We start from the raw sequence: 22,523 nt of genomic DNA, 5'->3' as shown, positions 1-22,523 counted from the left end.
GCATTGCTTGAACTGACGCTTTCGCGAGCAAGCTCGCTCCCACAAGGGCTTTGTGGTGTTCAGGTCCCTGGTATACGAGCCTTTTCCATGTCCGACTATCTGCTGCAAATGAACGGCATCGTCAAAACCTTCGGCGGTGTCAAAGCGCTCAACGGCATCGACATCAAGGTCCGGCCCGGTGAATGCGTGGGCCTGTGCGGCGAGAACGGCGCCGGCAAGTCGACGCTGATGAAGATCCTCTCGGCGGTCTATCCGCATGGCACCTGGGACGGCGAAATCCTCTGGGACGGGCAACCGCTCCGGGCGCAGTCGATCAGCGAAACCGAAGCCGCCGGCATCGTCATCATCCATCAGGAACTGACGTTGGTTCCCGATCTGTCGGTGGCGGAAAACATCTTCATGGGCCATGAGCTGACGCTGCCCGGCGGGCGCATGAACTACCCGGCGATGATCCACCGCGCCGAAGCGTTGATGCGTGAATTGAAAGTGCCGGACATGAACGTGTCGCTGCCGGTTTCGCAGTACGGCGGCGGTTATCAGCAACTGGTGGAAATCGCCAAGGCCCTGAACAAACAGGCGCGTCTGCTGATTCTCGACGAACCCTCCTCGGCCCTGAGCCGCTCGGAAATCGAAGTGCTGCTGGACATCATCCGCGACCTCAAAGCCAAGGGTGTCGCCTGCGTCTACATCTCGCACAAGCTCGATGAAGTCGCCGCCGTGTGCGACACCATTTCGGTGATCCGCGACGGCAAACACATCGCCACCACCGCCATGGCCGACATGGACATTCCGCAGATCATCACGCAGATGGTCGGCCGCGAAATGAGCAACCTCTATCCCAGCGAGCCGCATGAGATTGGCGAGGTGATTTTCGAGGCGCGCCACATCACTTGCTACGACGTCGACAACCCCAAGCGCAAACGAGTCGACGACATTTCCTTCAGCCTCAAGCGCGGCGAGATTCTTGGCATTGCCGGGCTGGTCGGCGCCGGCCGCACCGAACTGGTCACCGCACTGTTCGGCGCTTACCCCGGCCGCCACGAAGGCGAAGTCTGGCTGGACGGCCAGCCAATCGACACGCGCACGCCGCTGAAAGCGATCCGCGCCGGCCTGTGCCTGGTGCCCGAAGATCGCAAGCGCCAAGGCATCATTCCGGATCTCGGCGTCGGCCAGAACATCACCCTCGCCGTGCTCGAGAGTTATTCGAAAATGACCCGCATCGATGCCGAAGCCGAACTGGGCTGCATCGACCGGGAAATCTCCCGTCTGCATCTGAAGACCGCAAGTCCGTCCTTGCCGATCACCAGCCTGTCGGGCGGTAACCAGCAGAAAGCCGTGCTGGCCAAAATGCTGCTGGCCAAACCGCGCGTACTGATTCTCGACGAGCCGACCCGAGGCGTGGACGTCGGCGCCAAGTATGAGATCTACAAGTTGATGGGCGCGCTGGCCGCCGAAGGCGTGTCGATCATCATGGTTTCATCGGAACTGGCCGAAGTGCTCGGCGTCTCCGACCGCGTGCTGGTGATCGGCGAAGGCCAGTTGCGTGGAGACTTCGTCAACCATGAACTGACCCAGGAACAGGTACTCGCCGCCGCCCTCAGCCAGCCGGGCAGCCATAACAATAATGATCGGAAAACCGCGTAAATGAATCAGGTCAAACAACTGTTCACCCGCTACAAGATGCTCGCGCTGGTATTCGCCGTGGTGCTGATCTGGCTGTTCTTCAGCTGGCAGACCGAGGGCGGCTTCCTCACCCCGCGCAACCTTTCCAACCTGCTGCGGCAGATGTCGATCACCGGAATCCTCGCCTGCGGCATGGTGCTGGTGATCATCAGCGGCGAGATCGATTTGTCGGTGGGCTCATTGCTCGGCCTGCTGGGTGGCCTCGCGGCGATTCTCGACGTGGTTTATCACATTCCGCTGCTGACGAATCTCAGTCTGGTTGCCCTGTGCGGCCTGATGATCGGCCTCGCCAATGGCTACATGGCCGCCTACTTGCGCATCCCCTCATTTATCGTCGGCCTCGGTGGGATGTTGGCGTTTCGCGGGATTCTGCTAGGGATCACCGGCGGCACCACCATCGCCCCGGTATCGCCGGAGCTGGTTTACGTCGGCCAGGGTTATCTGCCCCACGCGATCGGCACTGGCCTGGGTGTGCTGCTGTTCGTGCTGACGATTTTTCTGACCTGGAAACAACGACGCAATCGCGCCCTGCATGGTCTGGCGGCGCATTCGCTGGTGCGTGATGTTGTGCGCGTGCTGGTGATCGGCGCGGTACTGGCCGGTTTCGTCCAGACCCTCAACAGTTACGACGGCATTCCCGTGCCGGTGCTGCTGTTGCTGATTCTGCTCGGTGTGTTCAGCTACGTCACCAGCCAGACCGTGTTCGGCCGCCGGGTCTATTCGGTCGGCAGCAACATGGAAGCGACGCGCCTGTCAGGCATCAATGTGCAAGCGGTCAAGCTGTGGATCTTCGGCATCATGGGCGTGATGTGCGCCCTCGCCGGCGTGGTCAACACCGCACGCCTCGCCGCCGGTTCGCCCTCGGCCGGCAGCATGGGCGAACTCGACGCTATCGCCGCCTGCTTCATCGGCGGCACCTCCATGCGCGGTGGCTCCGGCACCGTCTACGGCGCCCTCCTCGGCGCGCTGGTGATCACCAGTCTGGACAACGGCATGTCCATGCTCGACGTGGATAGTTACTGGCAGATGATCGTCAAGGGCAGCATTCTAGTGTTGGCGGTCTGGGTGGATGTGAGTACACGCACGGCGCGGCGTTAAATGAATGAACTGGCAAGTCAGATTGCACCAAGGAGCCGTGATGACATGGATTTCATTATTGATTTGCTGGCCCATCGCACAGGCGTCTTTGTACTGCGGTTATTGAGCGGCGGGCGGTTCAAGGGTGAGCGTGGCTTTGCCTGGGGTTGGGCAGTGGTGATTGGCGGTGCAGTTTTATTGGCGCCGTTCCTGGCGTTTTTCGCGTGGCTGATTAATCGAGGAGCTTGAACGCTGGTCAATAAAAACGGCAAACCAAAACTGGGGCATCGGCAGTCCGGCGCCCCGCTTTACTTGAAAGCCGACGACGACATCAGCGCTTCGCCGGTGGCTTGAACTGACGATCAATCACCAGCATCTTCGCGGCGCACAGGGCCAAACGCTCGTCGATCACCCGCTCCTGTTCGGTTTGGAGACAGGTCTCACAAAGCCCCGCATGGCCGGCGCTTGCCTTGTAACGCTCTGCTTGCGGCGAGGTTTTGTACAGCTTGTTGCAACTTGTACAAGTTTGACGCAGGTCGTCGTTTTCCATGGCCCTTCTTCCTGTCAAGGCACAATCGGGTCATCAACCATTACATGAGTCGACTCAAATCTGTACAAAAAAATCAATTTGTCGCTTCGTTTGCAAAGCTTCCTAATTAATAGAACCCGCAGACTTACTTGTACTTGCGTTCCAGCTTAGTTGTATCGGCTGCTAATTTGCAGAGTTGTGCGGAATAAACGCAGCGATATTCGTCGTAAAGACAAACAATATCTAAATGCTACCACTAGCCATGTTACTTCATTATATTCCGTCGTTCCGCTTAGTTTCTTTTCTCAAACTAGCTCAGTGAAAAACACGAGCTCCTTATACCGTAAGCGCGGTCTGTATAACTTATTTTCAACCGGTACGAACGCATGTCGAGATGTAGGAAAAATCTATGAATTTCCTGGCACGAGGAACATCCCTCTTTCATGAGCAACAGGAGAGCCTCATGAGCCAGACAGATTTGTACATGATCAAATACCGCCTTCACGGTGTGCCCAAATCCTTCATTATCCGCGCCAAATTGATGAACAACGCGGAAGCCTGGCAGTGGGCAAGTTGCGACGCCGGGTTGACGCCGATCCCCAAGCCCGGCCGGCCTCCGCTGAAGCGTTTCTCAAAGCCTATGGCCGAACGGTTCGGCGTTACCGACGTGCAATGGCACGAATCGAAGGCGGTGTGTTGGGACGAGGATCTGGCGATATGAAAAACCCGCGCCGCCCATCTGCCCCAGAGCAGCACAACGCGAGAAACGCCGGACTTGCGTGCCGTGCGCAAAGCTCTGCCGACCAGGAGATTTGCAATGTGTGAGTACATCGTTCAACACACCGCCCCGCAACAACTGGCGACTCTTCTGGTGACCGGCCAGATGGCAAACGTTGACGCACAAGCCGATACGGCCGGTGACGGCGCTTCCGGCAAATGGACACCTGACGGGCGCCACCTCATCAAACCGGGTATGCAGGTCAATGGCATCTGTCGCCGCGACGGTGCTCTGGACTGCTTGCCCGTGCGCTGGGGCTGGTCACCCACTTGGTCGATGGGCGCCCTGCCTCCGCTGACCCATTTGCCGTTGCATCTGGTCATGCGTTCGAAGGTATTTGACCGGGTCAAACACGACGGGCGCATGCTCGTCGCGGTGGAAGGCTGGTATGAGGCCCTCGACGCCGGAATGTTCATTCATTCGCGCAACCTTGCCTACACCACAGCCCGTGAGCCTTGTCCGATCTTTCTCGCCGCACTCGCTCAGGTCAGCGGAACCCGTAGCGGTTGTGATGGCCTGGCGCTGATCACCCATGAGGACACAAAAATGAAACGTCAGCGTTTGTTGGCGTTCACCGCAAAGGATGCGCTGGAATGGCTGCACCCTGATCTGGAGTGGGCGCAGGCGCATGTATTGGCCGCACACAAAGCCGTGCTCGAACCTCAGCTTGAACAGGTGCTGTCCTCGCAACGGACATCGCGCTTGCGCTGAATCGGGTAAAACATCTGCCCACTGAGCACTCCGCAGCGGGCAGTCGAAACGTGGCAATCGCGCGTTCAAACGTCGCCCACTGCCGGGTAATCCAAATACCCTTCCCAGCCTTGGCTGAACCACGTACTCATTTCGCTTTCCGCCAATGGCAACTGGCGGGCAAATCTAAGCGGCAGATCCGGATTGGCTATAAACGGCCGTCCAAACGCAATCGCATCGGCGAGCCCTGCGTCCAGTTGTGCTTGCGCCCGCGCAAATGCGTAGTCCGAATTGAGGATAAGCACGCCTTTGAATACATCGCGGATCACCCCGGCCAGCGGCGGTCGTTCAGACTTGCCAAAAGTGCCGTCCAGCGGTGGCTCGCGGACTTCCAGATGAGCAATGCCGATCGCTGACAGCACCTCGGCGGCGCGGATGAACAGCGCTTCGGGATCGCTGTCACGGATGCCCTGCTCGTAGCTGCTTGGGGTCAAGCGCACGCCGGTGCGGTCGGCGCCGATGACTTCGGCGACCGCCTCGGTCACTTCCTTGAGCAAGCGGATGCGGTTGTCGATCGAACCGCCATAGGCATCGCTGCGGAAATTGTCACTGTCGCGCAGAAACTGGTCGATCAGATAACCGTTGGCGGCGTGGATCTGCACGCCATCGAAACCCGCCTCGATTGCATTGCGGGTCGCCTGTCGAAAGTCTTCCAGCAATGCGGGGATTTCTTCCAGCGGTAACGCGCGCGCCGGGGTATACGGCTGCTTGCCGGCGTAGGTGTGCGCCTGCCCCGGCGCGGTGGTGACCGATGCGGAAACCGGCTGGCCGCCGCCAAGGAAACTCGGGTGCACGACCCGGCCCATGTGCCACAGCTGCGCGATGATCCGGCCACCAGCGCCATGCACTGCATCGGTGACCTTGCGCCAGCCGGCGACCTGTTCGGCCGACCAGATGCCCGTCGCGTACGGCCAGCCCAGACCTTGCTGGCTGATGCCGATCGCTTCGGAAATGATCAGGCCGGCGCTGGCGCGCTGGCGGTAATACTCGACCATCATCTCGGTCGGGACGTGTTCGCGAGTGCCGCGCGCGCGGGTCATCGGCGCCATCAGGATGCGGTTGGGCAAATCGAGCGCGCCGAGGCGCAGCGAATCGAATAACGAGGTCATGTTCAGGCTCTCAAAAAGGTGGGCTGGATCAAACCAGGCGTGCGCCGCCATCGATGTTGAGTACGGCGCCGTTCATGAAGTTATTGCTCATCAGGAACACCGCTGCCGCGCCCGCCTCTGCTGCTGTGCCGAGGCGATGCAGGGGCAGAACCTGCTCAAGGGAAGCAACGAATGCATCGCGCCCCTCGCCCAGTGCCTTGCCGAGAATCGGGGTGTTGATCGGGCCGGGCGACAGTGTGTTGACCCGCACGGGTGCCAATTCCAGAGCCAGACCGCGAGCCAGTGCTTCCATCGCTGCCGAGGCCGCAGCGAGCACAGCGGTGCCGTAGGCATTCGGGCGATCAGCCAACGAGCCGGAGATAAAAGTGATCGAGCCGTCTTTTGCCAGCCTGTCGCCGAGCACCCGAATCGCATTGATCGATGCCCAGATGCGTTCATCGAACGCGCGGTGCAGGTAAGCGAGATCAGCCGCGAGCACGGTGCCAGCGACAAAAGTGCCGGCGAGCAGAACGAGGTGGTCGACCTGAGGGATATCGGCCAATGCGGTTTCCATAGCCTGGTTGTCAGTCACGTCCGCTGCACGCCAGCCATCGAGGCCATGCTCGCTGGCGGCCTGCTCGGCACGTGCGGCGTTCGAGCCGATCACGATGACTTTGGCGCCAGCGGCCTTCGCTTGCACCGCAGCGGCCAGGCCGATGCCGGAGGTGCCGCCGAAAATGACCACGGTTTTTTTGGTGAGAGTGGAAGGCAGGGTTTGGCTGATGTTCATGCTGAGTCTCCGTCTGGAACACCTGAATGGCGTTCGATGGAAGAAGACTACGGCTTGAAAGCCACGTTGATAATTGGGGCAGAAGTCGCTTTACTAGTGCCATGAAGGCACAAATTGGATTGGATCGTTTAACCGGGCTCATTGCCTTTGCTCGTGCGGCGTCGCTGGGCAGCTATACGGCTGCCGCGCGAGCACTGTCGGTGTCGCCGTCTGCCATCAGCAAAAGCGTACAGCGGCTCGAAGAGCATTTCGGCCTGATGCTGTTCACCCGCACCACACGCTCGCTGGTGCTCACCCCGGAGGGCCGCGACCTGTACGAACGGGCGCTGCGGATTCTGCGTGAAGTCGAAGACATCGATCAGGCCGCCGTCGCCTCCCGTGCTGAGCCATCGGGCGTATTGAAGGTCACCGCACCGTTGCCGATTGGACTGAATATTCTCGCACCGGCCCTGCCGAGGTTTCGCGAGCAATATCCAAAGGTGACAATCGATCTGCGGCTCGGCGATCAGCATGCCGACCTCATCGAACAAGGCATCGACGTCGCGGTTCGGGTTGGCAATCTTGCGGATTCGCGACTGATTTCTCGCCAGCTTGGTCCACATCGAATCGGTGCGTTTGCCTCGCCGGACTATCTGCAGCGCAAGGGCACTCCACTTACCGCCGAGGATCTCGCCGAGCATGAGTGTGTGAATTTTCGCTATCAAAGCACCGGGCAGAGTTTGCGTTGGCCGTATCTGGCTGGTGACAAACAGTTGGAGCTGACACCCGACGCGGCCTTCACCGTCGATGCCAGCGATGCGGTCGCGGCGCTGGTGGCTGCCGGCGGCGGCATCGGCATTTCGCCGCACTACGTAGCGGCGGCGTATGTTCGTCGGGGCGAATTGGTCCCGGTGCTGCCGCAGTTCACCGTGGAACGCTTCGCCATTACCGCGTTGTGGCCGGAAAGCCGTCGCGGTAGCCCGAATGTCAAAGCGTTCACGGCGTTTCTGCTTGAGTTGTTCCCTGCAACGCCGCCTTGGGATCAGATCATCGAGAATGCGGTGAAACACTGAAGGGATCTCGCTCGGCTGGATGCATCGTGCCGGAGCTCAATGCGCGGATCAGCGTTCGACCTTTCGTTGGTGTTTTACCCTTTCTCGTCAATTCCCCGGCAAATCAGATATTTCTGCCTAGACTTGAACATGTCTCGGCACTTGAACGCGTTCAGCGCGTCGAGCGGTCATCACAATAAAAACAAGAGGAATCACCCAGATGCTCAGATCTCTGTTCAGCGCACTTGCCTGCGCTTTGGCGGTAAGCAGCATGAACCCGGCCATGGCGGCAGACCCGGTGATCATAAAGTTCTCGCATGTGGTCGCTGACCAGACGCCCAAGGGGCAAGGTGCGTTGCTGTTCAAGAAACTGGTCGAAGAACGCTTGCCGGGCAAAGTCAAGGTCGAGGTGTATCCCAACTCCTCGCTCTTTGGTGACGGCAAGGAAATGGAAGCTCTGTTGCTCGGCGATGTGCAGATGATTGCGCCGTCGCTGGCCAAGTTCGAGCAATACACCAAGACCGTCCAGCTGTTCGACCTGCCCTTTCTCTTCAATGACATCAACGCTGTCGACCGCTTTCAACTGAGCCCGCAAGGTCAGGGCCTGCTCAAATCCATGGAAAGCAAAAACATCACGGGACTGGCTTATTGGCACAACGGCATGAAGCAACTGTCGGCCAACAAGCCACTGCGTGTACCGGCTGATGCGCGCGGCCTGAAGTTCCGGGTGCAGGCCTCGGCCGTACTGGAGGAACAGTTCAAGGCGGTGCGCGCCAATCCGCGCAAGATGAGTTTTGCCGAGGTATATCAAGGCCTGCAGACCGGTGTGGTCAACGGCGCAGAGAATCCTTACTCGAACATCTACAGCCAGAAGATGCATGAAGTGCAGAAGTACATCACCGAATCCAACCACGGTGTACTGGACTATATGCTGATCACCAACACCAAATTCTGGAACGGCCTGCCGCCCGACGTGCGCAGCGAACTGGACAAAATCGTCGTGGAAGTCACCACCCACGTGAACAAGGAAGCCCAGCAACTGAACGAGGGTGACAAGCAGCGCATCCTTGCCGCCAAAACCACGGAAATCATCACGCTTAAGCCAGAAGAACGTGCGCAGTGGCGCGATGCGATGAAACCGGTCTGGAAGAAGTTCGAAGGCGAAATCGGCCCTGAGCTGATCTCTGCTGCCGAAGCCGCAAACCAGGCGCAATAATCGCAAGGCAGGCGCCGCTGCGTCGGCGCCTGCCCGTCTTCACTCGACGTGAGATGCCATCCATGAAAGCGCTTCGGCGAATCTGGGAACACTTCGAGGAAGGCTTCATCGTCTTCCTTCTGGCGGCCATGACCCTCGTCACGTTTGTCTACGTGATCCTCAACAATTTCTACAGTCTGTTTTACTGGCTCGCCGATCATTGGCCGGCAGCCAGTGTTCCGCTGTTCGCCGTTGGCGATCAGATCATGGGCATGGCGCAGGCCATGACCTGGAGCACTGCCCTGACCAAAGCGCTGTTCGGCTGGCTGATTTTTTTCGGCCTGGCCTATGGCGTGCGCACCGCCGGGCATATCGGTGTCGACGCACTGGTCAAACTGGCGCGCAGATCGGTACAGCGTTACATCGGCATCCTCGCCTGCCTGTGCTGTCTGGCCTACGCAGGGCTGCTCGCCGTCGCCAGCTTCGAATGGATTGAAACCTTGATGAACGCCGGTATCGGCGCCGAGGATCTCGGCCATTTCGGCGTCATGCAGTGGCATGTCGGGTTGATCGTGCCGCTGGGCTTCGCGCTGGTGTTCATCCGCTTCGCTGAAATTCTCCTGCGCATCCTGCTCAACCGTCAGACCGGCCTCGGCCTGGCCGATGAAGCGGCCGACGCGCTGAAACTTGCCGAACACGAGGATGACAAGCCATGACCATCGCCTTCCTGTTCGTGGCCCTGTTCGCCTTGATGTTCATCGGCGTGCCGATCGCCATCTCACTGGGCCTGGCCGGCTCCCTGACGATCATTTTCTTCAGTCCCGACTCGGTGCGCTCGCTGGCGATCAAACTGTTCGAGACCTCGGAACACTACACGCTGCTGGCCATTCCGTTTTTCCTGCTGGCCGGGGCCTTCATGACCACCGGTGGCGTCGCCCGCCGGCTGATCGACTTCGCCAACGCCTGTGTCGGGCATATTCGCGGCGGCCTGGCCATCGCGGCGGTGCTGGCCTGCATGCTGTTCGCCGCCCTCTCCGGTTCAAGTCCCGCCACGGTCGCTGCGGTGGGCTCGATTGCGATTGCCGGAATGGTCCGCTCGGGCTACCCGCAGGCCTTCGGTGCAGGGATCATCTGCAACGCCGGTACGCTGGGCATCCTGATCCCGCCGTCGATCGTGATGGTGGTTTACGCCGCCGCTACAGAAACTTCCGTCGGCAAGCTGTTCATGGCCGGCGTGGTGCCCGGCCTGCTGCTGGGCACGGCATTGATGGTGGCGATCTACATCGTCGCGGTGAAGAAAAATCTCCCCGCCTTGCCGCGTGCGACGCTTCGCGAGTTTCTGAGTACGGCACGCAAGGCAATATGGGGCCTGTTGCTGATGGTGATCATCCTCGGCGGCATCTATTCGGGCATGTTCACCCCGACCGAAGCTGCCGCAGTGGCAGCCGTCTATTCGGCCTTCATCGCTCTGTTCGTCTACAAGGATCTGACCTTTCGCGAGACACCCAAGGTTCTGCTCGACTCGGCCAAGCTGAGCATCATGCTGATGTTCATCATTGCCAATGCCATGCTGTTCGCCCACGTGCTGACCACCGAACAGTTACCTCAACAAATCACTGCCTGGGTGATCGAAGCCGGGCTGACGCCGGTGACGTTCCTGCTGATGGTCAACATTGTGCTGTTGGTTGCCGGCGCGTTCATGGAACCGTCAGCGATCATCCTGATCCTGGCGCCCATCCTCTTTCCTATCGCGATGAAACTGGGCATCGATCCGATTCACCTCGGCATCATCATGGTGGTCAACCTTGAGATCGGCCTGATCACGCCACCGGTGGGCCTGAACCTGTTCGTGACCTCGGCGGTGACCGGCATGTCCTTGCCCGCCACAGTCAAAGCCGCGATGCCCTGGTTGTCGATTCTGCTGCTGTTCCTGATCCTGATTACTTACGTGCCATGGATCTCACTGGTGCTGCCGAACTGGCTGGGGATGAACTGACGTCGTGACGATCACGTTCAGCCGGGACCGGCTAAAGTGCAATCACTCTGCTTACAACCATAACAAGACGGAGAAGTGCCCCCATGCGAGTCAAAACACGCTTTGCCCTGCTGGCCGCCGCCACGCTGACCCTTAGCAGTGCTGCGCAGGCCGCGCCCGTGTTCATCAATATCCTCACCGGCGGAACCAGCGGGGTTTACTACCCGATCGGCGTCGGCCTGTCGCAAATCTACAGCGACGGCATTGCCGGTTCGAAGACATCGGTGCAGGCCACCAAAGCGTCGGTGGAAAACCTCAATTTGCTACAGGCCGGTCGCGGCGAGTTGGCCCTGGCTTTGGGCGACTCAGTGGCCGACGCCAAAAACGGTGTCGAAGACGCCGGTTTCAAAGCACCGCTGACCAAATTGCGCGCCTTGGGCGGTGCCTATCCCAATTACATCCAAATCGTCGCCAGCCAGGAGTCGGGGATCAAAACCCTCGCCGATCTCAAGGGCAAGACCATTTCGGTCGGCGCCCCCAAATCCGGCACTGAATTGAATGCGCGGGCGATATTCAAAGCGGCCGGCCTGACCTACGAGGACATGGGCAAAGTGCAATATCTGCCGTTTGCCGAATCGGTGGAATTGATCAAGAACCGGCAACTGGATGCCACCCTGCAATCGTCGGGACTGGGCATGGCCGCCATTCGCGACCTGTCGTCGGTGATGCCGCTGAACTACGTGGCTATCCCGAGTGAAGTAGTGGCAAAAATCGGCAATCCGGCCTATCAGAGTGCGATGATCCCGGCCAACACTTACGACGGACAGGCCGAAGCCGTGCCTACCGTGGCAATTACCAATATTCTGGTGACCCGCGCCGACCTGCCGGATGACGTCGTCTATGACATGACCCGCCTGCTGTTCGACAACCTGGGGCGCTTGGGTAACTCCCATTCGGCGGCCAAGGACATCAAGCTGGAAGCAGCCGCGAAAAACCTGCCGATCGCGCTGCACCCCGGCGCCGAGCGCTACTACAAGGAAAAAGGCGCGTTATAAGCGCTTGTGCGCAGTGGCGTGACGGCCACTGCAGCGTCGATTCCTTTGCGTGGTCATGAGGAAGGCAGCCAATGAGTGACGAGCATCACGGTATCTCCGCGAACCCACGGGACTGGCCGAAAACCCTGTTTTACGTAGCGTTGCTGTTCTCGATTTTCCAGATCGTCACCGCAGCCTTTTCACCCTCTCCAGCCAGGTGCTGCGTGCGGTGCACGTCGGCTTCCTGCTGTGGGTGGTGTTTCTAAGTTATCCGGCACACGGCACAGACCGTCCGTGGCAACCGCTGGCGTGGCTGCTGAGCCTGGCCGCCATCGCTACCGCGCTGTATCAATGGGTGTTCGAGGCCGACCTGATCCAGCGCTCCGGTGATCTGACGTCGGCCGATCTGGTTATCGGCATCGTGTTGATTGCTCTGGTCTTCGAAGCCGCGCGACGGGTCATGGGCATTGCGCTGCCGGTGATTTGCGGGCTGTTCCTGGCGTACGGCCTGTTCGGGCAATACCTGCCCGGCGAACTCGCCCATCGCGGCTACGGCTTCGACCAGATCATCAATCAATTGTCCTTCGGCACCGAAGGGCTGTACGGCACGCCGACGTATGTGTCGGCGACCTACATTTTCCTGTTCATCCTGTTTGGCGCATTCCTCGAGCAGGCCGGCATGATCAAGTTGTTCACCGACTTCGCCATGGGCTTGTTCGGGCACAAGCTGGGAGGACCGGCGAAAGTGGCCGTGGCCTCGTCGGCATTGATGGGGACGATCACCGGCTCCGGGATCGCCAACGTCGTGACTACCGGGCAGTTCACCATTCCGCTGATGAAGCGCTTTGGCTATCGCGCCGCGTTCGCAGGCGGCGTGGAAGCCACCTCCAGCATGGGCAGCCAGATCATGCCTCCGGTGATGGGCGCGGTCGCGTTCATCATGGCTGAGACGATCAATGTGCCCTTTGTCGAAATCGCCAAGGCGGCGCTGATTCCGGCCCTGCTGTATTTCGGTTCGGTGTTCTGGATGGTCCATCTGGAAGCCAAGCGCTCCAACCTCAAGGGCCTGCCCAAAGACCAGTGCCCCAGCGCATGGGGCGCGGTGAAAGCCCGCTGGTATTTGCTGATTCCTCTGCTGGTTCTGGTGTACCTGCTGTTTTCCGGGCGCACACCGCTGTTCTCGGGCATGGTCGGTCTGGCATTGACCGCCATCGTGATTCTCGGCTCGGCGATCATTTTCCGGGTGCACAGCTTTGGCCTGCGTTGTGCGTTCTGGATTGCCTTGGGCGTGCTCTGCACAGGTTTTTTCCAGCTTGGCATCGCGGTGATTTTCGCGGTCATTGCCGCCCTGGTGCTGGTCTGCGCTGTCATCAAGGGCGGTCGCGACACGCTGCTGATCTGCCTGCACGCGCTGGTCGAGGGCGCCCGCCACGCGGTACCGGTGGGCATCGCCTGCGCACTGGTCGGCGTCATTATCGGCATCGTTTCGCTCACCGGCGTCGCTTCGACGTTTGCCGGCTACATCCTCGCCATCGGCCGCGACAACCTGCTGCTGTCGCTGATCCTGACGATGATCACCTGCCTGGTACTGGGGATGGGCATTCCGACCATTCCCAACTACATCATCACCAGCTCGATCGCCGCGCCCGCCCTGCTGGAGCTGGGCGTGCCACTGATCGTGTCGCACATGTTCGTGTTCTATTTCGGGATCCTCGCCGACCTGACCCCGCCGGTCGCCCTCGCCTGTTTTGCCGCTGCGCCGATCGCCAAGGAAAGCGGCTTCAAGATCAGCCTGTGGGCGGTGCGCATTGCGCTGGCCGGTTTCGTCATCCCGTTCATGGCGGTCTACAACCCGGCGCTAATGTTGCAAGGCGACAACTTGTGGGCGACTGCCTACATGCTGATCAAGACTCTTCTGGCGGTGGGTCTCTGGGGTATGGCGTCTACCGGTTTTCTGCAACAGAAAATGCTGGTTTGGGAACGGGTGCTGAGTCTTGCTGCGGGCGCTCTGCTGATCGTGGCACTGCCGGTGACCGATGAAATCGGCTTCGCACTCGGGATTCTGGTAATCGTGCAACACGTCTGGCGCTCGCGGCGCACCGCAGCGGCCAATGCATGATCGGTTTGTGCCTGGGTCTGGCCGGCAGTATCTGGGCACAATTGCCGGTAGCGAACTTCACCCTGGCATGGAACCACAGCATCGAAAAGATCCGCTGGGAGGAAGACTACCGCGTCACGGCCCAGGGGCTGGTTCTTGAGCAGGCCAGGGTTCGCGGCAACGGCGCTGGCATGGAGATACCCGACGATGCCCGGCTGGAGAACGGCAGTTGGCATTTCCGACGCCACTTGCCGCCGCTGCAACCACTGCAATTGGGCCGAACCCCGCAGGCCGGCGATTACCAGTTATGCATGGATGGCAACTGCGAGTTCATCAGCCGATGGGTTGGGCCGGCTAGTATCAGCCAGCCGTTTTTGCAGTTGTGGGGTTGCGAAATGACCAAGCTATCGCCAACGGATGAACCTCTACCTGGTACGCGGTAAAGGCCTGAGGTCTTACATCCAGCGCTTCGCAATCCACTGCTTGTATTGTCGGGTCCGAAAGTGCCTGGCGTCCTCAACGCTGAACCCGCCTCGTTGGAAGTCTGCGAATTGAGTTTGACAGCCACGGCAAAATCCCTGGAAACCACAGCCCTGAACGCGTTAACAATCTCGGCCAACAGGCGCGCACGATTGTCCAGCGAGCCGCCCCACTCGTCCGTTCTTAGATTGGTCACTGGCGAAAGAAACTGGCTCAACAGATAACCATGAGCTGCATGAATCTGCACACCACTGAACCCTGGGGATTTGTGGCGTGTCAGCACTGGCTGATTTTTGAGGTTGCCAAGGATCTGGGGGAATCATCTATCTACTGTGGGAGCGGGCTTGCTCGCGAAAGCGGTGTGTCAGGCGATGATGGTGTCGAATGTGCCGACGCCTTCGCGAGCAAGCCCGCTCCCACAGGTTTTTGGCATGGCTGGGGATTTGTGGTGTGACAACACAGGCTGGTTTTTGAGGTTGCCAAGGATCTGGGGGAATCATCTATCTACTGTGGGAGCGGGCTTGCTCGCGAAAGCGGTGTGTCAGGCGATGATGGTGTTGAATGTGCCGACGCCTTCGCGAGCAAGCTCGCTCCCACAGTTTTTTCGGCATGGCTGGGGATTTGTGGTGTGGCAATACAAGCTGGTTTTTGAGGTTGCCAAGGATCTGGGGGAATCATCTATCTACTGTGGGAGCGGGCTTGCTCGCGAAAGCGGTGTGTCAGGCGATGATGGTGTCGAATGTGCCGACGCCTTCGCGAGCAAGCCCGCTCCCACAGGTTTTCGGCATGGCTGGTGATTTGTGGTGTGGCAATACAAGCTGGTTTTTGAGGTTGCCAAGGATCTGGGGGAATCATCTATCTACTGTGGGAGCGGGCTTGCTCGCGAAAGCGGTGTGTCAGGCGATGATGGTGTCGAATGTGCCGACGCCTTCGCGAGCAGGCTCGCTCCCACAGTTTTTTCGGCATGGCTGGGGATTTGTGGTGTGGCAACACAAGCTGGTTTTTGAGGTTGCCGGGGATCTGGGGGGAATCATCTATCTACTGTGGGAGCGGGCTTGCTCGCGAAAGCGGTGTGTCAGGCGATGATCGTGTTGAATGTGCCGACGTCTTCGCGAGCAGGCTCGCTCCCACAGGTTTTTGGCATGGCTGGGGATTTGTGGTGTGACAACACAAGCTGGTTTTTGAGGTTGCCCAGGATCTGGCGGGAATCATCTATCTACTGTGGGAGCGGGCTTGCTCGCGAAAGCGGTGTGTCAGGCGATGATGGTGTCGAATGTGCCGACGCCTTCGCGAGCAGGCTCGCTCCCACAGGTTTTTCGGCATGGCTGGGGATTTGTGGTGTGGCAATACAAGCTGGTTTTTGAGGTTGCCAAGGATCTGGGGGAATCATCTATCTACTGTGGGAGCGGGCTTGCTCGCGAAAGCGGTGTGTCAGGCGATGATGCTGTTGAATGTGCCGACGCCTTCGCGAGCAAGCTCGCTCCCACAGTTTTTTCGGCATGGCTGGGGATTTGTGGTGTGGCAATACAAGCTGGTTATTGAGGTTGCCAAGGATCTGGGGGAATCATCTATCTACTGTGGGAGCGGGCTTGCTCGCGAAAGCGGTGTGTCAGGCGATGATGGTGTTGAATGTGCCGACGCCTTCGCGAGCAAGCTCGCTCCCACAGTTTTTTCGGCATGGCTGGGGATTTGTGGTGTGGCAGCACAAGCTGGTTTTTGAGGTTGCCAAGGATCTGGGGGAATCATCTATCTACTGTGGGAGCGGGCTTGCTCGCGAAAGCGGTGTGTCAGGCGATGATGGTGTTGAATGTGCCGACGCCTTCGCGAGCAAGTTCGCTCCCACAGTTTTTTCGGCATGGCTGGGGATTTGTGGTGTGGCAATACAAGCTGGTTTTTGAGGTTGCCAAGGATCTGGGGGAATCATCTATCTACTGTGGGAGCGGGCTTGCTCGCGAAAGCGGTGTGTCAGGCGATGATGGTGTCGAATGTGCCGACGCCTTCGCGAGCAGGCTCGCTCCCACAGTTTTTTCGGCATGGCTGGGGATTTGCGGTGTGGCAATACAAGCTGGTTTTTGAGGTTGCCAAGGATCTGGGGGAATCATCTATCTACTGTGGGAGCGGGCTTGCTCGCGAAAGCGGTGTGTCAGGCGATGATGCTGTTGAATGTGCCGACGCCTTCGCGAGCAGGCTCGCTCCCACAGTTTTTTCGGCATGGCTGGGGATTTGCGGTGTGGCAGCACAAGCTGGTTTTTGAGGTTGCCAAGGATCTGGGGGAATCATCTATCTACTGTGGGAGCGGGCTTGCTCGCGAAAGCGGTGTGTCAGGCGATGATGGTGTCGAATGTGCCGACGCCTTCGCGAGCAAGCTCGCTCCCACAGTTTTTTCGGCATGGCTGGGGATTTGTGGTGTGACAACACAGGCTGGTTTTTGAGATTGCCAAGGATCTGGGTGAATCATCTATCTACTGTGGGAGCGGGCTTGCTCGCGAAAGCGGTGTGTCAGGCGATGACGGTGTTGAATGTGCCGACGCCTTCGCGAGCAGGCTCGCTCCCACAGTTTTTTCGGCATGGCTGGGGATTTGCGGTGTGGCAGCACAAGCTGGTTTTTGAGGTTGCCAAGGATCTGGGGGAATCATCTATCTACTGTGGGAGCGGGCTTGCTCGCGAAAGCGGTGTGTCAGGCGATGATGCTGTTGAATGTGCCGACGCCTTCGCGAGCAAGCCCGCTCCCACAGGTTTTTGGCATGGCTGGGGATTTGTGGTGTGACAACACAGGCTGGTTTTTGAGATTGCCAAGGATCTGGGTGAATCATCTATCTACTGTGGGAGCGGGCTTGCTCGCGAAAGCGGTGTGTCAGGCGATGATCGTGTTGAATGTGCCGACGTCTTCGCGAGCAAGCTCGCTCCCACAGGTTTTTCGGCATGGCAATTGAGGTTGACTTTAAACCTGAAGGCGTCGGCTCGCTAATCAGGCAGTCATTTCCCGATTGATCGCAACCATCTGCTCGCGGGTGAACTCTGTGCCGGGCGCCATGAATCGGGCCATCAAAGCATCGCGGTTCAGCGGCGCGCGGGCTTTGTCCGCAGCTTCGAGCGCCTGTTTGAGTTCCGGCAGGGTCAGCTCGGTGCAGTAAGCGGGGGTCCCGGGTTGTTGACGCCATGAATCCTGAAGACCGCCGGCAGCGAGCGCGGTGAATCCGGTTTCTTCGACCAGATCCTGCGCGATCGCCTCAGCACGCACATCATCGCCGGCGACTGGCAAGGCGATGCGAGTTGCGGATTCGGCAGGTTGACCTTGATCGGCCAGCGTAGCAGCGAGTACGGCGTTCCACGCTTTGATCAGCGGGCGGCCGATCTGCTCGCTGACCCAGACGCTTTCAGGTTTGCCCTCGTCCACTTCCCTGATTGCCCCGTCACGCTGCGGGTAATAATTGGAGGTATCGATGACCACGACTTGCTCGGGAACCTGGCTCAGCATTTGTTTCAAATCAGGGTATCGGGCGAAGGGAATCGACAGGATAATCACGTCGACGTCGGCCACGGCCTGCTCTTTGGTCACCGCCTTGGCACCGACCTCGTCAGCGAGCGTCTGAATGCTTTGCGGGCCTTTCGAATTGGCCAGCTTGACGTTATGACCGCAGGCCGCCAGCTTGCGTGCCAGCGTCGCGCCGATGTGGCCGGCGCCGATAATTCCGATGTTCATTTCAATACCCTCTCTGGTACGTGTGCTATCGCCCGGTTGAGCGCGCGTTTGGATTGAGTCGTCAGCTCAGTCAGCCGCCGGATGGGCAAGCGCATCCAGGGTCAGACGAAGCGCCTCAATCCCCTGCTCATCGAGTTGGCAGGCAGATTTGATTTTGCCGGTGATGGCTCTGATGTCATTTTCCATGGCTCGGCTTTCAGGCGTCAGGTCGATCAGCACGCGGCGCTCGTCTGCCGGATCGCGCTTGCGCGTGACCAGTCCGGCGCTTTCCAAGCGTTTGAGTAGCGGCGTGATGGTTCCCGCATCCATGGCCAGGTAAGTGCCGAGTTCGCCCACCGACAGTGGCGCGCCATCGAGAAGTTGGAGGATCACCAGATATTGCGGAAAGGTTATGCCTAGGGGTTCCAGATACGGCTTGTGCAAACGCACGACCCGGTTGGCGGCGGCGTAGAGTGAAAACGACAGCTGCGTTCCCACGTGATTTCGGTTCGCACTCATTTCATAGTTCGCTATTGTATAGTGCACTATATGTTTCATGAGTACGATAGGAGTGTCAACCCAGGCAGCCCGTGCGGTGTCGATCAGCACCTCTTTCAGCGACCCGGATCGCCAACAGAGGTGCTGATCGCCACGCTTCGGGTTTACTTATGCGCCAGCAACGATTTACGTTCGGCCTTGGCGTGTTTCATGGCGGCGATTTCCCGCTCGCATGCTTCGACATCGAAGGAGTTGTCCCACTTGGCGATGGCAATGGTGCCGATGCCGTTGCCAATCAGGTTGGTTACCGCCCGCGCCTCATTGAGGAAGCGGTCGATGCCCAACAGCAACACCAGGCCCACCAGAGGTATGGAGTGAATGGTGGTGAGGGTCGCCGCAAGGGTCACGAACCCGGCACCCGCCACACCGGCCGAGCCTTTGGAGGTCAGCAGGAATACGCCGAGCAGGATCATCTGATCCATGAACGTCAGCGGCGTGTTGGTCGCCTGGGCGATGAAGATCGCCGCCATGGTCAGGTAGATGCAGGTGCCGTCTGCGTTGAAGGTGTAGCCCGTCGGCAGAACCATGCCGACTACGGATTTCTTGCAGCCGAGCTTTTCCAGTTTGACCATCATTCGCGGCAGCACCGCTTCGGTCGAACAGGTGCCCAGGGTGATCAGGATTTCATCTTTGAAATAACGCAGAAACTGCATCATCGGCATACCCGACCATCGCGCCACCGTGCCCAGTACGACGACGATGAAGATCAGCGTGGTGATGTACAGCGCGACCAGCAACTGCCCCAGCGACAGCAGAGTGCCAATGCCGTATTTGCCGATGGTGAATGCCATGCCGGCCCCCGCGCCCAACGGCGCCAGACGCATGACCATCGCGACGATTTTGAACAGGCCTTGCAGGAACAGATCGATGGTGTTGATCAGCGGTTTGCTGGTTTCGCCCATTTGCACCAAGGCGACGCCCATCAGCACCGACAACAGAATCACCTGCAGCATGACGCCATTGGAGAAGGCGCCGAGGAAGGTATGCGGAATGATATTGAGGAAAAATTCGACGAGGCCGTCCTGCTCGCTCGCCGCCTGGCTGTATTTGTTGACAGCACTGCCATCGAGAGTGCCGGCGTTGATGTTCATGCCGGCGCCGGGCTTGACCACGTTGACTACGATCAGGCCGACCACCAGAGCGATGGTGGACAGAATCTCGAAGTAGATCAGCGCTTTCACACCGATGCGACCGACCTCCTTGATGCTGCCCATCTTGGCGATACCGACCACTACCGTGCCGAAAATGATCGGCGCCAGGAGCATCTTGATCAGTTTGATGAAACCGTCGGCAAACGGCTGCAGCTTGGCGCCGATGTCCGGCACGAAGTACCCAATGGCAGCGCCGATGACGATGCCGATCAGCACTTGCACATAGAGCTGGCTGTACCAGCGTGATTTTGAAGTTTCCACGGAAGCACCTCATTTTATTGTTGTGGTGGGCATGTGGCTTTGGCGTCGAGATGACGCCTGAAAGTGCGGCCTCGGCGAACGAGGCCGCAGGTGAAACCGAATCAGCCCTCGCCCAGTTCGCGCATGACGGCATACAGCGCAGATTTGGCTTCGAAGCCGACGCCCGGGATATCCGGCAGCCCGACGTAGCCGTTCTCCACGCGGATGCCATCGGCAAAACCGCCGAATGGCTGGAACACGTCCGGGTACGATTCGTTGCCGCCCAGGTGCAGACCGGCGGCGATGTTCAGCGACATCTGGTGACCGCCATGCGGCACCACGCGGCGCGAAGACCAACCCAGCTCTTCCATCACTTTCAGGGTGCGCATGTACTCGACGAGACCGTAGGACAGCGCGCAGTCGAATTGCAGGTAGTCACGGTCCGGGCGCATGCCGCCGTGGCGCAACAGGTTGCGGGCGTCCTGGTGAGAGAAGAGGTTTTCGCCGGTGGCCATCGGCAGTTCGTAGTGATTGGCCAACTCGGCCTGGAGCGCATAATCCAGCGGGTCGCCGACTTCTTCGTACCAGAACAGGTTGTACTTCTTGATCGCTTCGGCGTAGGCGATACCGGTCTGCAGATCGAAGCGGCCGTTGGCGTCGACCGCAAGGCGCTGGCCGTCGCCCACCACTTCGAGCACCGCTTCGATGCGGCGGATATCTTCGTCCAGCGGCACCGCGCCAATCTTCATCTTGACTACGTCGTAGCCACGATCCAGGTAGCTCTGCATTTCCGCCTTGAGCTTGCTCTGGTCCTTGCCCGGGTAGTAATAACCACCGGCCGCATACACCCAGACTTTGTCATCGGCCACACCGTTGCGATAACGATCGGCAAGCAGGCGATACAGCGGCTTGCCTTCGATCTTCGCCACCGCGTCCCACACCGCCATATCGATGGTGCCGACCGCTACTGAACGCTCGCCATGCCCGCCCGGTTTTTCGTTGGTCATCAGGGTTTTCCAGATGGCGAACGGATCGAGGTTATTGTTCTCGTGATCGATCAGGGTTTCCGGGTCGGCTTCAGTGATCCGCGCCAGAAAGCGATCGCGCATCAACGCGCCCTGGCCGTAGCGACCGTTGGAGTTGAAGCCGTAACCGATGACCGGTTTGCCGTCGCGAATCACGTCGGTAATGACCGCGACGACCGAGCAGGTCATCTTTGAAAAATCGATGTAGGCATTGGCGATCGGGGAAGCAATTGAGACGGTTTTTTCACGGATATCGACGATACGCATGACGGGTTCCTCTTGTTGTGGTGACCCAACGTTATGCGTTGCGACGACACCCGCCCAATGCTATTAATGCCGCGCCCTATGCACAGGAGGCATTGCCCTTGGAACTGGTTTGGCTTGAGGATTTTTCAGCGCTGGCCGAGTACGGCAGCTTTGTCCGGGCCGCCGAAGCGCGCCATGTAACGCAGCCGGCGTTCAGTCGTCGGGTGCGTTCACTGGAGAACTGGATGGGTGTCGAATTGTTCGTGCGCACCCCGCAAGGCGCGACACTGACCGAGGCCGGCCGGCAGATTTTGCCCAGCGCCCAGGAAGCTGCCAGACGCCTTTACCGCATGCGCTCCGAGGCCCAGGAAGTGGCTGGAATGGCGGCGAAAACCTTGCAGTTCGCCGCCACTCATTCGCTGTCATTCACCTTCTTCCCACGCTGGCTGCGCAGCGCCGAAAATGGCGCACCCATCGACGCGGTTCGCCTGCACTCCGACAGCATGGCCGTGTGCGAACAGATGCTGATTCATGGTCAGGTGCAGTTCCTGCTGTGCCATCGCCACCCCGACGTTCCGCCGTTGCTGGCACCTGATCAGTTCATGGGCAAGAAGGTCGGCGAGGATGTACTCGTGCCGCTGGCGAGTGCTTCAGCGCAATTTGGCACATCGCCTGAAACCCTGCCCTATCTGGCCTACACCCACGAATCCGGCCTGGGCCGAATCGTCGCCCACAGGTTGCATGGCAAGGCTGATTATCTGCACCTGAAACCGCTATTCAGCAGCCACTTGGCCGCAGTGCTGATGTCGATGGCGCTGGAAAGCAAAGGCGTGGCCTGGCTGCCGAAAAGCCTGACCGAACAGGAAATGGCTGACGGGCGTCTGGTCAGGGCACTGGATGAAAGTTGGGATATTCCACTGGAGATTCATTTGACTCGCCCGACGGCACCGATCAGTCCGTCGGCGGAGGAATTCTGGGCGAAGCTGGGGGAGTGAGCGCCGCGATTGTGCGTTTTGCCGGAACCCTCAGCCCCTCACCCCAGCCCTCTCCCGAGGGAGAGGGAGCCGATCTAGGTGCTGTTCAAAACCTGAGTTCGACCCGGTATTTCAGGTC

24 protein-coding genes and 2 pseudogenes are annotated in these 22,523 nt (G+C 59.3%); 18 read left to right on the top strand and 8 right to left on the bottom strand.

What is annotated here, in order from left to right:
• The first annotated feature begins 87 nt into the window (after nucleotides 1-87).
• Genes xylG through ACZZZ4_RS20495 form a run of 3 tightly spaced genes read left to right on the top strand, consistent with a single transcriptional unit; the run spans nucleotide 88 to nucleotide 3,009 of the window.
• Entirely contained in the window at nucleotides 88-1,644 is a 1,557-nt protein-coding gene (xylG, locus tag ACZZZ4_RS20505) for a D-xylose ABC transporter ATP-binding protein (protein ID WP_039758957.1), read from the top strand.
• Nucleotides 1,645-2,781: a sugar ABC transporter permease gene (locus ACZZZ4_RS20500; protein WP_463548598.1), complete on the top strand. Its 1,137-nt coding sequence runs from the start codon at nucleotides 1,645-1,647 to the stop codon at nucleotides 2,779-2,781.
• Nucleotides 2,782-2,826: 45 nt separating this feature from the next.
• Nucleotides 2,827-3,009: a hypothetical protein gene (locus ACZZZ4_RS20495; protein WP_039758963.1), complete on the top strand. Its 183-nt coding sequence runs from the start codon at nucleotides 2,827-2,829 to the stop codon at nucleotides 3,007-3,009.
• A gap of 82 nt (nucleotides 3,010-3,091) precedes the next feature.
• On the opposite strand, the gene ACZZZ4_RS20490 is transcribed toward ACZZZ4_RS20495, so the two are convergent.
• Complete coding sequence (locus ACZZZ4_RS20490; RefSeq protein ID WP_415762819.1) at nucleotides 3,092-3,310, bottom strand: hypothetical protein; 219 nt, start codon at nucleotides 3,308-3,310, stop codon at nucleotides 3,092-3,094.
• A 442-nt stretch (nucleotides 3,311-3,752) separates the two neighbouring features.
• Between ACZZZ4_RS20490 and ACZZZ4_RS20485 the strand changes: the two genes are divergently transcribed.
• Both ACZZZ4_RS20485 and ACZZZ4_RS20480 read left to right on the top strand, forming a co-directional pair.
• Nucleotides 3,753-4,010, top strand: a complete 258-nt coding sequence (locus tag ACZZZ4_RS20485) for a DUF6555 family protein (protein WP_039758965.1) — start codon at nucleotides 3,753-3,755, stop codon at nucleotides 4,008-4,010.
• Between the two features lie 96 nt (nucleotides 4,011-4,106).
• Entirely contained in the window at nucleotides 4,107-4,778 is a 672-nt protein-coding gene (locus ACZZZ4_RS20480; RefSeq protein WP_463548597.1) for an SOS response-associated peptidase family protein, read from the top strand.
• A 65-nt stretch (nucleotides 4,779-4,843) separates the two neighbouring features.
• On the opposite strand, the gene ACZZZ4_RS20475 is transcribed toward ACZZZ4_RS20480, so the two are convergent.
• Together ACZZZ4_RS20475 and ACZZZ4_RS20470 are read right to left on the bottom strand one after the other, a co-directional pair.
• Nucleotides 4,844-5,926: an alkene reductase gene (locus ACZZZ4_RS20475; protein ID WP_463548596.1), complete on the bottom strand. Its 1,083-nt coding sequence runs from the start codon at nucleotides 5,924-5,926 to the stop codon at nucleotides 4,844-4,846.
• 28 nt (nucleotides 5,927-5,954) lie between these two features.
• Nucleotides 5,955-6,695 (bottom strand): SDR family oxidoreductase, encoded by a 741-nt coding sequence (locus tag ACZZZ4_RS20470; protein WP_463548595.1) that lies wholly within the window; start codon nucleotides 6,693-6,695, stop codon nucleotides 5,955-5,957.
• A 26-nt stretch (nucleotides 6,696-6,721) separates the two neighbouring features.
• Here ACZZZ4_RS20470 and ACZZZ4_RS20465 point away from each other — a divergent pair, with 26 nt between their 5' ends.
• From ACZZZ4_RS20465 to ACZZZ4_RS20435, 7 genes and pseudogenes are all read left to right on the top strand, one after another.
• Nucleotides 6,722-7,747, top strand: a complete 1,026-nt coding sequence (locus tag ACZZZ4_RS20465; RefSeq protein ID WP_463548594.1) for a LysR family transcriptional regulator — start codon at nucleotides 6,722-6,724, stop codon at nucleotides 7,745-7,747.
• Between the two features lie 199 nt (nucleotides 7,748-7,946).
• Complete coding sequence (gene dctP, locus ACZZZ4_RS20460) at nucleotides 7,947-8,942, top strand: C4-dicarboxylate TRAP substrate-binding protein DctP (RefSeq protein ID WP_415762824.1); 996 nt, start codon at nucleotides 7,947-7,949, stop codon at nucleotides 8,940-8,942.
• A gap of 62 nt (nucleotides 8,943-9,004) precedes the next feature.
• Complete coding sequence (locus ACZZZ4_RS20455; RefSeq protein WP_415762825.1) at nucleotides 9,005-9,637, top strand: TRAP transporter small permease; 633 nt, start codon at nucleotides 9,005-9,007, stop codon at nucleotides 9,635-9,637.
• Complete coding sequence (gene dctM / locus ACZZZ4_RS20450; protein WP_415762826.1) at nucleotides 9,634-10,917, top strand: C4-dicarboxylate TRAP transporter large permease protein DctM; 1,284 nt, start codon at nucleotides 9,634-9,636, stop codon at nucleotides 10,915-10,917. Before ACZZZ4_RS20455 ends, dctM begins: the two co-directional genes overlap by 4 nt.
• Nucleotides 10,918-11,000: 83 nt before the next feature.
• Nucleotides 11,001-11,951 carry a TAXI family TRAP transporter solute-binding subunit gene (locus tag ACZZZ4_RS20445; protein ID WP_110599139.1) on the top strand — a complete coding sequence of 317 codons (951 nt, stop codon included), beginning with the start codon at nucleotides 11,001-11,003 and terminating at the stop codon, nucleotides 11,949-11,951.
• A 71-nt stretch (nucleotides 11,952-12,022) separates the two neighbouring features.
• A pseudogene (locus ACZZZ4_RS20440) lies at nucleotides 12,023-14,049 on the top strand (TRAP transporter permease).
• On the top strand, nucleotides 14,046-14,471 hold the full coding sequence (locus ACZZZ4_RS20435) for a DUF1850 domain-containing protein (RefSeq protein ID WP_463548593.1): 426 nt from the start codon (nucleotides 14,046-14,048) through the stop codon (nucleotides 14,469-14,471). Before ACZZZ4_RS20440 ends, ACZZZ4_RS20435 begins: the two are co-directional and overlap by 4 nt.
• Nucleotides 14,472-14,534: 63 nt before the next feature.
• Here ACZZZ4_RS20435 and ACZZZ4_RS20430 read toward each other — a convergent pair.
• A pseudogene (locus ACZZZ4_RS20430) lies at nucleotides 14,535-14,767 on the bottom strand (oxidoreductase); the annotation flags it as partial.
• On the opposite strand from ACZZZ4_RS20430, the gene ACZZZ4_RS20425 reads away from it, so the two are divergent.
• From ACZZZ4_RS20425 to ACZZZ4_RS20405, 5 genes are all read left to right on the top strand, one after another.
• Nucleotides 14,744-14,962, top strand: coding sequence for a hypothetical protein (locus tag ACZZZ4_RS20425; RefSeq protein WP_463549319.1), 219 nt, complete (start codon nucleotides 14,744-14,746; stop codon nucleotides 14,960-14,962). The pseudogene ACZZZ4_RS20430 and the gene ACZZZ4_RS20425 overlap by 24 nt on opposite strands.
• 957 nt (nucleotides 14,963-15,919) lie before the next feature.
• Nucleotides 15,920-16,228 carry a hypothetical protein gene (locus ACZZZ4_RS20420; protein WP_463548592.1) on the top strand — a complete coding sequence of 103 codons (309 nt, stop codon included), beginning with the start codon at nucleotides 15,920-15,922 and terminating at the stop codon, nucleotides 16,226-16,228.
• 47 nt (nucleotides 16,229-16,275) lie between these two features.
• Nucleotides 16,276-16,584, top strand: a complete 309-nt coding sequence (locus tag ACZZZ4_RS20415; protein ID WP_463548591.1) for a hypothetical protein — start codon at nucleotides 16,276-16,278, stop codon at nucleotides 16,582-16,584.
• Between the two features lie 47 nt (nucleotides 16,585-16,631).
• The gene (locus ACZZZ4_RS20410) at nucleotides 16,632-16,940 is read left to right on the top strand and encodes a hypothetical protein (protein WP_463548590.1); all 309 of its coding nucleotides are present in this window, start codon (nucleotides 16,632-16,634) and stop codon (nucleotides 16,938-16,940) included.
• Between the two features lie 47 nt (nucleotides 16,941-16,987).
• Entirely contained in the window at nucleotides 16,988-17,275 is a 288-nt protein-coding gene (locus ACZZZ4_RS20405) for a hypothetical protein (protein WP_463548589.1), read from the top strand.
• A gap of 201 nt (nucleotides 17,276-17,476) precedes the next feature.
• Here ACZZZ4_RS20405 and ACZZZ4_RS20400 read toward each other — a convergent pair whose 3' ends face one another.
• The 4 genes from ACZZZ4_RS20400 to ACZZZ4_RS20385 form a co-directional block, all read right to left on the bottom strand.
• Nucleotides 17,477-18,265 (bottom strand): NADPH-dependent F420 reductase, encoded by a 789-nt coding sequence (locus tag ACZZZ4_RS20400; protein WP_463549294.1) that lies wholly within the window; start codon nucleotides 18,263-18,265, stop codon nucleotides 17,477-17,479.
• A gap of 12 nt (nucleotides 18,266-18,277) precedes the next feature.
• Nucleotides 18,278-18,709, bottom strand: a complete 432-nt coding sequence (locus ACZZZ4_RS20395; protein WP_463548588.1) for a MarR family winged helix-turn-helix transcriptional regulator — start codon at nucleotides 18,707-18,709, stop codon at nucleotides 18,278-18,280.
• Nucleotides 18,710-18,852: 143 nt separating this feature from the next.
• The gene (gene dctA / locus ACZZZ4_RS20390; protein WP_463548587.1) at nucleotides 18,853-20,160 is read right to left on the bottom strand and encodes a C4-dicarboxylate transporter DctA; all 1,308 of its coding nucleotides are present in this window, start codon (nucleotides 20,158-20,160) and stop codon (nucleotides 18,853-18,855) included.
• Nucleotides 20,161-20,261: 101 nt separating this feature from the next.
• Nucleotides 20,262-21,431: a mandelate racemase/muconate lactonizing enzyme family protein gene (locus tag ACZZZ4_RS20385; protein ID WP_024012582.1), complete on the bottom strand. Its 1,170-nt coding sequence runs from the start codon at nucleotides 21,429-21,431 to the stop codon at nucleotides 20,262-20,264.
• Between the two features lie 98 nt (nucleotides 21,432-21,529).
• Between ACZZZ4_RS20385 and ACZZZ4_RS20380 the strand changes: the two genes are divergently transcribed.
• Nucleotides 21,530-22,405, top strand: a complete 876-nt coding sequence (locus ACZZZ4_RS20380) for a LysR family transcriptional regulator (protein WP_039764113.1) — start codon at nucleotides 21,530-21,532, stop codon at nucleotides 22,403-22,405.
• Nucleotides 22,406-22,523 lie beyond the last annotated feature (118 nt).

The organism is Pseudomonas sp. AC252, from assembly GCF_979258105.1.
Note: the sequence above shows the minus strand (reverse complement) of the source record. Positions and strands in the feature narration are given on the sequence as shown.

What these genes read in the sequence shown, in the direction of transcription:
- xylG (WP_039758957.1), top strand. Translation starts at nt 88, where the DNA reads ATGTCCGACTATCTGCTGCAAATGAACGGCATCGTCAAAACCTTCGGC.
- ACZZZ4_RS20500 (WP_463548598.1), top strand. Translation starts at nt 1,645, where the DNA reads ATGAATCAGGTCAAACAACTGTTCACCCGCTACAAGATGCTCGCGCTG.
- ACZZZ4_RS20495 (WP_039758963.1), top strand. Translation starts at nt 2,827, where the DNA reads ATGGATTTCATTATTGATTTGCTGGCCCATCGCACAGGCGTCTTTGTA.
- ACZZZ4_RS20490 (WP_415762819.1), bottom strand. Translation starts at nt 3,310, where the DNA reads ATGGAAAACGACGACCTGCGTCAAACTTGTACAAGTTGCAACAAGCTG.
- ACZZZ4_RS20485 (WP_039758965.1), top strand. Translation starts at nt 3,753, where the DNA reads ATGAGCCAGACAGATTTGTACATGATCAAATACCGCCTTCACGGTGTG.
- ACZZZ4_RS20480 (WP_463548597.1), top strand. Translation starts at nt 4,107, where the DNA reads ATGTGTGAGTACATCGTTCAACACACCGCCCCGCAACAACTGGCGACT.
- ACZZZ4_RS20475 (WP_463548596.1), bottom strand. Translation starts at nt 5,926, where the DNA reads ATGACCTCGTTATTCGATTCGCTGCGCCTCGGCGCGCTCGATTTGCCC.
- ACZZZ4_RS20470 (WP_463548595.1), bottom strand. Translation starts at nt 6,695, where the DNA reads ATGAACATCAGCCAAACCCTGCCTTCCACTCTCACCAAAAAAACCGTG.
- ACZZZ4_RS20465 (WP_463548594.1), top strand. Translation starts at nt 6,722, where the DNA reads ATGGCGTTCGATGGAAGAAGACTACGGCTTGAAAGCCACGTTGATAAT.
- dctP (WP_415762824.1), top strand. Translation starts at nt 7,947, where the DNA reads ATGCTCAGATCTCTGTTCAGCGCACTTGCCTGCGCTTTGGCGGTAAGC.
- ACZZZ4_RS20455 (WP_415762825.1), top strand. Translation starts at nt 9,005, where the DNA reads ATGAAAGCGCTTCGGCGAATCTGGGAACACTTCGAGGAAGGCTTCATC.
- dctM (WP_415762826.1), top strand. Translation starts at nt 9,634, where the DNA reads ATGACCATCGCCTTCCTGTTCGTGGCCCTGTTCGCCTTGATGTTCATC.
- ACZZZ4_RS20445 (WP_110599139.1), top strand. Translation starts at nt 11,001, where the DNA reads ATGCGAGTCAAAACACGCTTTGCCCTGCTGGCCGCCGCCACGCTGACC.
- ACZZZ4_RS20435 (WP_463548593.1), top strand. Translation starts at nt 14,046, where the DNA reads ATGATCGGTTTGTGCCTGGGTCTGGCCGGCAGTATCTGGGCACAATTG.
- ACZZZ4_RS20425 (WP_463549319.1), top strand. Translation starts at nt 14,744, where the DNA reads ATGAATCTGCACACCACTGAACCCTGGGGATTTGTGGCGTGTCAGCAC.
- ACZZZ4_RS20395 (WP_463548588.1), bottom strand. Translation starts at nt 18,709, where the DNA reads ATGAGTGCGAACCGAAATCACGTGGGAACGCAGCTGTCGTTTTCACTC.
- ACZZZ4_RS20385 (WP_024012582.1), bottom strand. Translation starts at nt 21,431, where the DNA reads ATGCGTATCGTCGATATCCGTGAAAAAACCGTCTCAATTGCTTCCCCG.